General features: G+C 67.5%; 8 protein-coding genes and 1 pseudogene. 6 read left to right on the top strand and 3 right to left on the bottom strand.

Annotation, left to right across the window (positions count from 1 at the left end; genetic code table 11):
- On the bottom strand, positions 1-236 hold a 236-nt coding region (locus QK444_RS23975; RefSeq protein WP_282783900.1), incomplete at its 3' end, for a hypothetical protein.
- Between QK444_RS23975 and QK444_RS23980 the strand changes: the two genes are divergently transcribed.
- From QK444_RS23980 to QK444_RS23990, 3 genes and pseudogenes are all read left to right on the top strand, one after another.
- The gene (locus tag QK444_RS23980) at positions 220-1077 is read left to right on the top strand and encodes a hypothetical protein (protein WP_282783902.1); all 858 of its coding nucleotides are present in this window, start codon (positions 220-222) and stop codon (positions 1075-1077) included. The genes QK444_RS23975 and QK444_RS23980 overlap by 17 nt on opposite strands.
- A gap of 12 nt (positions 1078-1089) precedes the next feature.
- Positions 1090-3324: a hypothetical protein gene (locus tag QK444_RS23985; RefSeq protein WP_282783904.1), complete on the top strand. Its 2235-nt coding sequence runs from the start codon at positions 1090-1092 to the stop codon at positions 3322-3324.
- A gap of 275 nt (positions 3325-3599) precedes the next feature.
- Positions 3600-3764: pseudogene (locus QK444_RS23990) on the top strand (short-chain dehydrogenase); the annotation flags it as partial.
- Positions 3765-3864: 100 nt separating this feature from the next.
- Here the strand turns inward: QK444_RS23990 and QK444_RS23995 are convergent.
- Together QK444_RS23995 and QK444_RS24000 are read right to left on the bottom strand one after the other, a co-directional pair.
- Positions 3865-5904, bottom strand: coding sequence for a hypothetical protein (locus QK444_RS23995; protein ID WP_282783905.1), 2040 nt, complete (start codon positions 5902-5904; stop codon positions 3865-3867).
- Between the two features lie 23 nt (positions 5905-5927).
- Positions 5928-6902, bottom strand: a complete 975-nt coding sequence (locus QK444_RS24000) for a C40 family peptidase (protein WP_282783907.1) — start codon at positions 6900-6902, stop codon at positions 5928-5930.
- Between the two features lie 116 nt (positions 6903-7018).
- Here QK444_RS24000 and QK444_RS24005 point away from each other — a divergent pair, with 116 nt between their 5' ends.
- From QK444_RS24005 to eccB, 3 genes are all read left to right on the top strand, one after another.
- Positions 7019-8116 (top strand): hypothetical protein, encoded by a 1098-nt coding sequence (locus QK444_RS24005; RefSeq protein ID WP_282783908.1) that lies wholly within the window; start codon positions 7019-7021, stop codon positions 8114-8116.
- A gap of 129 nt (positions 8117-8245) precedes the next feature.
- On the top strand, positions 8246-10006 hold the full coding sequence (gene eccA, locus QK444_RS24010; RefSeq protein WP_282783910.1) for a type VII secretion AAA-ATPase EccA: 1761 nt from the start codon (positions 8246-8248) through the stop codon (positions 10004-10006).
- A gap of 6 nt (positions 10007-10012) precedes the next feature.
- Positions 10013-10407: type VII secretion protein EccB (gene eccB / locus QK444_RS24015; protein ID WP_282783912.1), on the top strand; the 395-nt coding region annotated here is incomplete at its 3' end.

Raw genomic sequence — 10407 nt, forward strand, 5'->3', positions numbered from 1 at the left:
GCCCAACCCGCCGGTGTCGCCAGGCCGGCATCGGCCGTGGCCGTGGGAGCGGCCGCGACCACCGCTGGCACACGGCAGCGCCCGCAGCCTGGGGACTCGGCGGCCGGCAATCCCGACCTGGCCGCCGCCCGCACCCTGCTTGCGTCGATACTGCACGCCGTGGGGCCGACGGCTCCCACGGTGACATGGTCGGTCGCGGCCCTGCGCAGTCCGGTCGGCATGGCACTGTTGCTCACCACCAATGAAGGTAGGGGCTGGCTGCCACCGGGTCTGTACCTGCCCCGGAAGCTGTCCACGCCGTGGCGACGCGACGATGCGGTGGGTATTGGGGAATCCGAGTGGACCACTTGGGAGCAGTACACCGACCCTGCGCGGATTCTGGTGGAGTTCGCCGAGATCTACGGGCCGAAAGCGAATGCCCGGCTGACCGCGCTGGTGAGCTCGGACCGCATCGATTCGCAACTGCGAGCGGATATCCCGGATACGGTGGTCGGTGAGTTGGTCGCACCCGCGAACGAATTGAACCTGCGAAGTCCCGGACCTCGTGTCGTCGACCGTTTGGGCTTCGCCGGTTCCGCCGAAGCGCTAGCCGAGGTATTCGGCGTACCGCCTGCGATGCGCGCGGCCCGGGGTCTCGCATTGAGTGTCGAAGCCCATCACCGAGTGCGGCGAGCCGACGCCACGCCGGTGGCTGCGGTTCCGGTCGAACAATTGCGGGAACGGATGCTGGCCCTGCTCGAAGCCGGGGAGCCCGTTCCGAAACAGTGGTGGGTCGAGCTGCGGCGGGCCGATAACACCCTTGCCGAAGTGATCCGATCCCACACGGGAGGGGATCGGGAAAACAGTCGGACCCTGGCATTTCAGCGCCGATGCACCGAATTATTGCTGCTGCTGAACGGAGAGCCGGGATATCGCCGACTCCGGAACCAGTTCTACGCATATGAGCAGATTGTGAAGCATCCGGCCTTCGTCGATTCCCGGATGGCAACTGTCGGACCGGAGCGTGATGTCGGACGACCCGTCGCCGTCCCTGATCTCCGTGTCGGACCGGACAGCGGGCTGCTGCGCGCCGAATAGCGAGGAGAGATCGTGGCGAAGGACGAACCCTATACGGTTTACGCTAATGATGGGGAGCGCTCCGACTCGGACACCCGCCCGGAAGAGGGGTTCTATTACTTTCAAGACCATGCCGCCGGGGAGCTGACCCTCTATGAGGTGGTGGACGGCCAGCACGTTCCCATCGAAGTGTGGCCCAATTCGGATGCCGTCGACTATCGCGTATCGGAAGACGGTACCGCGTACTCGGCTGAAGACTCGGCCGATGCGGACGATCTGAAAGACAAAGAATATGCAATCGACGACGGCAGTCCGGACGCCGAGAGCGATATCGAGAAAAGCGACACGCTGGCCGATCTCGATCTCTGGGGAGACTTCGGCGAACAGACGGGCCTGACCCCGGAAGGGGATCGCTTCGAAGTGGTGAACTTCCCCTTTCCGCGCGGTTCCAGTCCGGACCTGAAGCTGTTGATCAAAGATACCCAGGACACCATGCAGGAGGGCTTCGACTCGATCCCCGTGAAAGATCCGGAGTCGGCTCCGGAGTTCACCAACGTTCTCCAGGATATCGGGACGACGGATGGCTGGAAAAATGTCATGGGCATTGAGGATCAATCTGCGACCAATGACGGGCACGAGACATTCGCCGAACGTATGGATGAGCGGCAGTCCTTGTTCGACGACAAGAACGACAATGTCAAGTTCGACGTCGAGGGCCTCCCGGCCAAGAAGAAAGAGATCCTGGCGGCCCTGAGGAAGATCAAAGACGACTTGCGCGCCCACCTCGAAGTTGATCTCCTCGTCGAACTGGAGGAAAGTAAATATTCGACGATCAAAGTCGATGACGACGGAAATATCGTCGCAGACAGCTACGAACCCATCGGCAACACTCATCGAGAGTATTACACCAGTGTCGTGTACGAGTTGACCGAAACCGAGTCGGGTCACCGGCAGTATCAATTGACGCCTGAAAAGGAGCAGCTTTACTACGTCCAGAAAATCATCGACGCTTCCGATTTGTGGGATACGGAATATGATCGCGCAGTCAAGGAATTTCAGGACCAGGCCGCGCGTACCGACGATGACAAAGAGGGTGATGGTGATGGGAACGGCGATGGCAACGGCAACGGCAACGGCAACGGCAACGGGAACGGCAACGGCAACGGGAACGGGAACGGCAACGGGAACGGGAACGGGAACGGCAACGGGAACGGGAACGGCTACACCGACCCCTTCGCCGGTAGCGGTCTGAACAACGGCAAGGACCTATTCGGAGATCTGATCGATGGCCCAACCGGTGAGACCGGTGCGAACGGCGAGACCAGTGGGCGCAGCGGGATCACCGCCGAGAAACTGGAACAGATAATCAGCGAACTGGAGGCTGAACGCGGAACCGATAGTGTCGGCTCGGGCGACACGAGCACCGGTCCTGACGGCTCGGATTCGGGTACCGGCCGTACCCCGTCCCCCGCCGCGAGTGCCACCCAGGTCCCCGCGCAGAGCACCAACTCCGGCATGGGCGGTATGGAGAGCATGCTGCCGATAGCCGCGCTCATGTCGGGGTTGTCCGGCAACAACAGTCCGTTCGCGCGCAAGGAACCCGAACCCGCGCCCGACGAGGACCCTCGGAACGCCGACCCCGGTGGGAATCCGTATGCGCCCGACCAGAATCCGGTGCCGATTCCGGGGAGCGAGATGCCCGAAGCGGTGACCCCGCCCGAGGGCGTCGGCCCTCCGCCGCAGACATTCACCCCACGGGGTGGGATGGTGGACGTCAAGCTCCCGGACGGTACGACGCAGAAAGTGCCGGCGGTGGTCGCCGAAGCGGTGAACAAGGAACTGCACAACCCGAACGGCAGTGACGGGCGGGGTGCCTACGAGGGGACGGTCGCGGAGGCGTCGGCGGGCAATTCGTGGATTCCCGTGGGCCCGACACCCGGGGGAACCGATGACGAACCTCGCCCCGGCATTCAGACCGGCGATGTGGTGCAGTGGGAGAACCGGACGGCGCTGGTGGTGGTGACCGACGAGGGCCTGAAGGTCATTGTGAGCGGGCAACTCGTACCCCTGGATCCGAACAATCCCCCCGATGACGGCAATGGGCCGTACGGTGACTTCGTCGGCTACTTCCATCCGACCGGAATCGACCAGACCACACCGAATCCCGATCCCAGCGACGATGCCGCCACGGCCGATCCGCCGCCGGTCACCGCCTCGGACCGGACCGCGCCGGAACCGCCCGCCGTGGAGGCTCCGACGTTACGGTAATAGCCGGAGCCTGAGCGCCCCCGCCTGCAAGGGGTTCCACCGGATGCGGGCGGCAGGGGGTGTGCGTCTGTACGGCGACCGGATCGGCCGAGCCCGCTGCGGCATGCGAGAACGCTGGAGCAACGGCGGCCACCGGACCGGCGGGCGGCCCCCGGATCGGCTGGAAACAACGGCGGCCACCGGATGTGCCGGACCGGGGCAACCGGAACTGCCGGACCGGCGGCGACTGGACCTACCGGATCAGCGCGGACCCGCGCACGGCCCATCGTCGCTCTCTCCTGCCCGCCGTGGGCACCGGCTGGATCGCCGACGAGCGCCCGCACTGCACGAAGATCCGCTTCGCCGAGGAGGGATTCCACGCTCCCCTCGGTCTCGTCGACGGCGCGGCGCGCGACTACGACCCGATCGTCCAAGGTGAGGCGGGCGCCGACGCGCTGTACGCCCCGTGCGTACATCGCATCCGATGGCGGGCCGAATCCCAGTCCGCACGGTGTGGGCGACGGTGGCCGGGGCGTCGATCCGCTTCCAGTGACGCGCCGGTCAGACGGATCGTGGTGGGCCGATGTCGGGTGCGGTGACGCCGCCGGGTCTGCGCGGACTGCCGACTACTCCGGGTCCGGCGGGGCCAGGAGGTCCGGCAGGTCCGCTGGGTCCGGCAGCCCCGCGAGATTCGCGAGGCTCAGTGGGTTCGGCGGATTCGCGAGGCTCGGTAGGTTCGGCAGAATCGCCTGGCTCGGCATGTCCGTCGGGTGCTGCATGTTCATCGGGTCCACCAGGCCCGGCAGTTTCCCGAGGTATGGCCGGTCCGGCGGTGTCGGCTTCGTCCTTCGGTGCCGCGGTCGCCCCGTGACCGGCGGTGACAGGCCGCGTGGAGACGGCTACACCCGGTGTCGGCTCGCTCCTCCGGATATCGGGTACGGCCTCGACGGGTGTGAATGTCGGTGCCGGGCGGGTGGTTTCGGCCGCGGAGACCCGGGCTGGGGTTTCGGTGGCGGGCCGGGTTCTCGACCAGGGCGTCGCGAGGGGAGTGTGTTCGGCGGGCGGTGCCATGGGTCGGGTCGGGTCGGCGAGGTCCGGCTCCGGTGGGGCCGTGCCAGATCCGGCCGGTTTCGCCTTGCGTGTCCACGGCGTTGCCCCCGTGGAACGCGGTGGACTCGCTCCGGCGGATGGCGCGAGGTTCCCGATGCCACTACCGCCCCGCTGGCCATCTCCGGATGCCGACACCGACGCCGATGCTGTCGCTGGTGCCGGCGAGGCGGTGAATGCGGTTGTGTCGGAAAGAGAACCGACAGTCCGAGAGGCAGCCGGATCGGATGTCGCGGTGGCGGGGGGCGTATCGGCGGCACGGATGTCGGGCTGCCCGTCCGACCGTGGTTCGGCTCCGGGACGCTGGCCGGCGGGCTCGGACGATTCGGACATTGCTCGGGCCGGTGCCGGAGTATCCCCGGCCGACTGGTCCGGCAGGCGTCCGGCATTGCCGCCGTTGTTCGCCGCGGCTGGTTGTTCCGGAGCGCCGCTGCCGTTCTGGTCCGGTGTACCTGGGGCCTGTCGCGCGGCATCGGTCGACTGTTCGCGTCGGCCCGTGTCGTCCGGGGCGGACGCCGTCGGATGCTGTGCCCGGGACTCGGATGCCGCGGCGGATTCCGACGGCGTTGTGCCGGACAGTTCTTCGGGGCCGATGGTCAGCGGCCGCGCCGTCGGTGCTGCCACGGTGGCCGGGGAGGCGGCCGTGGGCGGGCTACCGGAATACCGTGCATCACCCTGATTCGAATCCGGTGCGCCCGCGCCCGCTCCGGGGTCGGCTGACGCCGAGGTGCGGGGGATTCCGGCAGGCTCGTCCATTCCGATGTCCGGCGTGGTGAAGTCCAGATCGGCGACATTGTTCGCGAAATCCTGTGCGTGCCGGGTGATGTCGGCCGCGTGGTCGTCGAGCACCTTCGCGTATCGCAGCACCTCGTCGGGATCGATACGGAGCGTCTGTGCCGGTCCGGCCTCCGACGGGACCCCGAGGGCACGACGCGCGGACTCGTAGGCGAACCCGTTGACCACCCGGGCGACGGTTTCCTCGAGCGGTTCGACCGCGCGGCCGATCACCTCGGCGAGAAGGTAGCTCAGCAGGGTCTGTTCCATGGCGACGAGCAGCCGACGGGCCGCGGCGGCGATGGCCGGACCCATGGTGGCGGACAGTCCGGAGGTGGCCACCGCCGCCGACATGGCCGTGGCATACGCGACCGCGAGTGCCGCGAGTTCGGTCAGGACCGCGATCTTGACCGAAACGATCACCACCGCTGCGGCATCCAGCGCGGTGGCGACGACGGTGCAGGCCTGATCGAGGTCGGCCATATTCGTCGCGCTCATGCGCGCCCAGGTGGTGACGAGCTGTTCGTAGGAATAGCCGGAATACACCGACCCCATTTCGTTGATCGTGCCGGTCGCCGCGGTGTGCGTGTTCCGCACCTTTTCGGCGAAGGTGCGTACCTGGTCGGCGAGTTCCCGCACGTGGTCTTCGTTGATATCCGGATACGGATATCCCAAGAAGTTCAGGAAGAGCGCGACTTCGCTCGGAATCTGAATCGCCACGGGTGCAGCCTCATACGGCCCGGTTACAGCACCCGTACGACGACGGAGTTGCGGTCCATATCGGACCAGCGGACGCGCGCCCCGGCATACGGGGCCTCGATCACCTTGCCGCCGCCCGCCGCGAGCTGCACGTGCTCGGGTCCGCGAGCGCTGAAGGAGTTCCCGGGGAACACCAGATCACCCGGCTGGGCATCACCGGGGTGTATGCGGATGCCGCTGTAGATCTGCTCGTAGGTGGTGCGGGGCAACACCACCTCGCCACCGGAAGCCTGCGCCACCGCGTACTGGGTCAACCCCGAGCAGTCGAAGCCGCCGCCGCTCGGACCGCTGGCGTCGCCACCACCCCAGACATACGGCGTGCCGAGCCAGCCACTGGCCGCGGATACCGCGTCACTCCCCGGTGTTCCGTCCGACTGCCGGCGCGGACCGCGTGCTGGTGCGGGATGGGAGCCGAGGGCCGCGGCTACCGGGCGGATCCGTCGACGCCGTCGCACCCGCCGTACCCGGCGGTCCGGAGGCACGGTGCGCGGGCGTGACGGCGCGACCGCCGGCGGCATGATCTGCGCGGCCAGGCGGCGGGCGGTGTCCATATCGGCGGCGACCTGTCTGGCCGCCTGTGTGATGGTCCGCTGCGCGGTGTCGAGCAGCGCGGGGCCGCTGAACCGAGCGTCACCCACCGAGACGAGAGCCTGCACCCGGGTCCGGAATTCGGTGAGCTGGTGCGCGAGTTGCTGCCTGCCGACCACGGAACCCTCACCGGATCGCGCCACGGATGTGTGCACGGTGCCGTCGCGGCGGGACTGGTTGTCGGCGGTAACCGTATGCGCGCCGAGGGCTTCGGTGTATCCGGCCAAACCGGACGCGCTCTGCGCGCGCATACCTGCGGCGATATCCCGCATCATGACCGTCGAATGACCGACCGCCGGCCGTCCTTCTCCATACAGGGCGGCAAGCATACGCATTGTCTCGTCTACATCAGCAGTCAATTCCGACACCATTCGATCGCTTCACCGCCCGCCCGCCTCTCGGATCGCCCCCGGTTCATTGTCGGCCCTTCCCACGGTAGGGGATAACCGACAATGGGGCGGACGGGGCAGAGAGGTGGTGGCGCGGCATGGCGACTGAGCTGACCGACGAGCAGGTAGCGGATCTCGAGGAACGGCTGTTCGCGCTGTTGGCCGAGGAGACCGACAAAAAAGAGGACAAGAACTTCTGGACCGTCGAGCTCGTCCGGCCACCCGGCGCGTCGACCGGTCTGCTGGCATACATCGCGTTGGCCGAGGCCGCCATTCAGGGCTGCGTGAACCTGCTCGGCATCGGCACGACCAGTCCGCCGCCGAAGGTCGAAGACCTGATCCGCCCGGTGGTCTACGAGAATCTCGGCAAGGGTGAGTCCACCGAGGCGTATAAGGACACCCTGACCAAGGTCGAGGCCCGCCAGGGCGCGTTGCTGCGGGCGGACCGCAATGTCGTCGAGATCGCGAAATACGTTTCCAGCGAAGAAGATCAGACACTACGCGCCATCAAGGACATCGTCGGCGACCTCAATGGCAAACTCGAGGCCGTCGGCAAGGCCGAGCTGAAGCCCGCCCAGGAGATGGAACTGTTGCGCCATCTGGCGGAGGCCGTCGCCGCCGTGCAGAACAAGCTGACCGCTGTCGCGGAGCTGAACAAGGATATGGCCGGTTCCGAGGATGACGGTGACGGCAAACCCGCCGGCGGTGGTGCGGCCGGTGCCGGTGGCGGGGGCGGTGACGGCGGCGGAATCGCCTCGATGCTCCCGATGCTGGCCATGCTTCCCATGATGGCCATGCCGCTGCTGAACATGGTCCCCGATCTACTGGAGAACCTCAACGGCGAGCCGGAGGACGGTGAGGGCGGCGCCCAAGCGCCGGAAAGCGCACCCGCGCCGAGTGATTCGCCCACCCCGACCGATCCGCGCAATGCCGAGGCGGAGCAGCCGAACCCGGACGGGACCGAGGCCGAGGGTGAACCGGAGTCGCCACAACCCGATTCGTCGGCGACGGGCGAAGCGGTCGGGCAACCGGCGGCCGACCCGCTCGGGCCGCTCGGACCTGTGGTCGGCGCACTGGGCCGAGGTGTCCGCTCCGCGCTGCAACCGGCGGCGAGACCGGCAGCGGACGCCGAGGACGGGGCGGACGACGCTCCGCCGGCCGACGATGTGTCCGACGACGGCCTCACCGAGATCTAGGCGTAGCGGGTCCGCACGCCATCGCCGCACGTCCGGACCTGTTCCCACCGGTGGGAATGAGTCCGGTGAGACGTTCGGCGGGGTGACTTATGGTGCGGGGGAACGAGATCGGCGGAAGGGACGGGGCGAGTGTCGGGTCCGGAGGACGCGTTCTACACCGGTGTGCAGGCTTTGGGTCTGATCGCCGGCGGTATGCGCAATGAGGAGCACGCGGCGGCCGCATTCAGGGCGGCGACAGATCTGGACCCGGACATGTGCGATGCCTGGCTGGGGCGCGCGATGGCGGGTGAGGTCACCCCCGAGGTGATCTACGGTGCCTATCGGTCGGTACACAATCTGTACCGGGACCAGCAGCGGGCCGGCCTGGTCGATCGGGCACTGTGGTGCCAGGTCGAGATCGGGATGTACGGGCTGCGGGTGGCCATGGCCGACCGGGACCAGATCGCCATCGCACAGGCCGCCGCCTACGCCGAGGCCGGGGAGTGGCGGGAGGCCGCCGCGATCCTGGACGAGGTACCGGGTGACGAGGTCGCCGAATTCGTCCGCATGTCACTGTACTTCCGCACGGAGCGCTGGACCGATGTGCTCGAGATGCGGACCCGGCGGCCGGTGCTCGACGACGGCCTGCTCGATATCGCCGCCGAACTGATGGCCGCCCAGGCCATGGCGCACCTGGGCCGGTTCGGCGAGGCGCTGCCGCGCGCGCGGCGGCTGGTGGAGGACAGCTCGTCGGGCAACCAGTCGTATATCTGGGCGGACGCGCACTTCCTGTACGGAATGCTGTTGCGGCACACCGGCGAGCACGAGGCCGGCGACAAGGTGCTGAAGGGGTTGCAGGGCTCCGGACTCTGGTCCGCGCGCCCGGAGTGGCAGCGCGCGGTCGAGGACAAGTCCTATCGGCTGCCGCAGACCACACCGGCCGTGATCGCTTCCCGCACCGACGAATGGGATCCGAAGTCCGGTGACGATCCGGTCGAGGTCGCGGCCGCGGCGGCCCGGGAGGAGCGGGCGTCGCTGCTGGCCGAGGCATCGGAGCTGTTGCGGGCGCAGATCGGGATGGAATCGGTCAAAGAGCAGGTCGACCGACTGAAATCCGGTGTGCAGATGGACCAGGTCCGGGCCAAGCGTGGCCTGGCCGTCGACTCCAAATCTCAGCACCTGATCTTCTCCGGCCCGCCCGGCACCGGCAAGACCACCATCGCGCGGGTGGTGGCCAAGATCTTCGCCGGTCTCGGGGTGGTGGAGAAGGCCGATGTGGTGGAGGTGTCCCGCAACGATATGGTCGGCACCCATCTCGGCCACACCGCGCCCAAGACCAATGCGCTGATCGACTCGGCGCTGGGCGGGGTGCTGTTCATCGACGAGGCGTACACGCTGATCCAGGAGGGACTGTCGGGCGGCGACGCGTTCGGCAAGGAAGCCGTCGACACGCTGCTCGCCCGGATGGAGAACGACCGCGACAAGCTGGTGGTGATCATCGCCGGCTACGAGGACGAGATCGACCGGTTCCTGGCCTCGAACGAGGGCTTGTCCTCACGATTCACCAAGCGGATCCGCTTCCCCAGCTACGACCCGGACGAACTGGTGCAGATCGCGGATCACATTGCCAAGAAGAAGGATTCGCTGATCTCCGAGGACGCCCGGGAGATTCTGCGGGAACGGTGCGCGGAGATGTCCCGCCGCGACGCCGGGGGTCGGCGGATGATCGACCTGGCCGGCAACGGCCGCTTCGTGCGCAATGTGGTCGAAGCCGCCGAGGCCGAGCGGGACTACCGTTTCACCCGCGACAATGTGGACATCTCGGCGATGACCAACCAAGAGTTGATGACCGTCGACGCCTTCGACATCACGGCGGCCCTGGCGGGTTTGACACCCACCGCTCAGAGGTAGCACACCGTGGCCCGCTTCCGGGTGGTGTCCAAACACCAGGTGTCCGGATGGCGCTTTCTGCTCCGCCGGATCGAGCACGCGCTGGTGCGCCGCGACGCCTCGATGCTCGACGATCCTCAGCGCGGCCGGTCGACCGCCCTGATGATCGGCCTCGCGCTGGCCTGTGTCGGCGTCGCCGGAGCCGCCGTGCTGGCGTTCTTCTCGCCCGCGAAGAAGGTGGGCGACTCGCCGATCGTGGCCGACAAGGACACCGGGGCGCTGTACGTGAACATGGGCGGCCGGATGTATCCGGCGCTCAATCTGACCTCGGCGCGGCTGATCACCGGGCAGGCGGTCGATCCGGTGCGGGTCGACGCGGGCGAACTGGCGAAGTACCCGCGCGGGCCGTGGGTCGGCATTCC

Origin of the sequence: Nocardia sp. CC201C (genome assembly GCF_030010695.1) — a bacterium.
Lineage (GTDB): Bacteria > Actinomycetota > Actinomycetes > Mycobacteriales > Mycobacteriaceae > Nocardia > Nocardia otitidiscaviarum.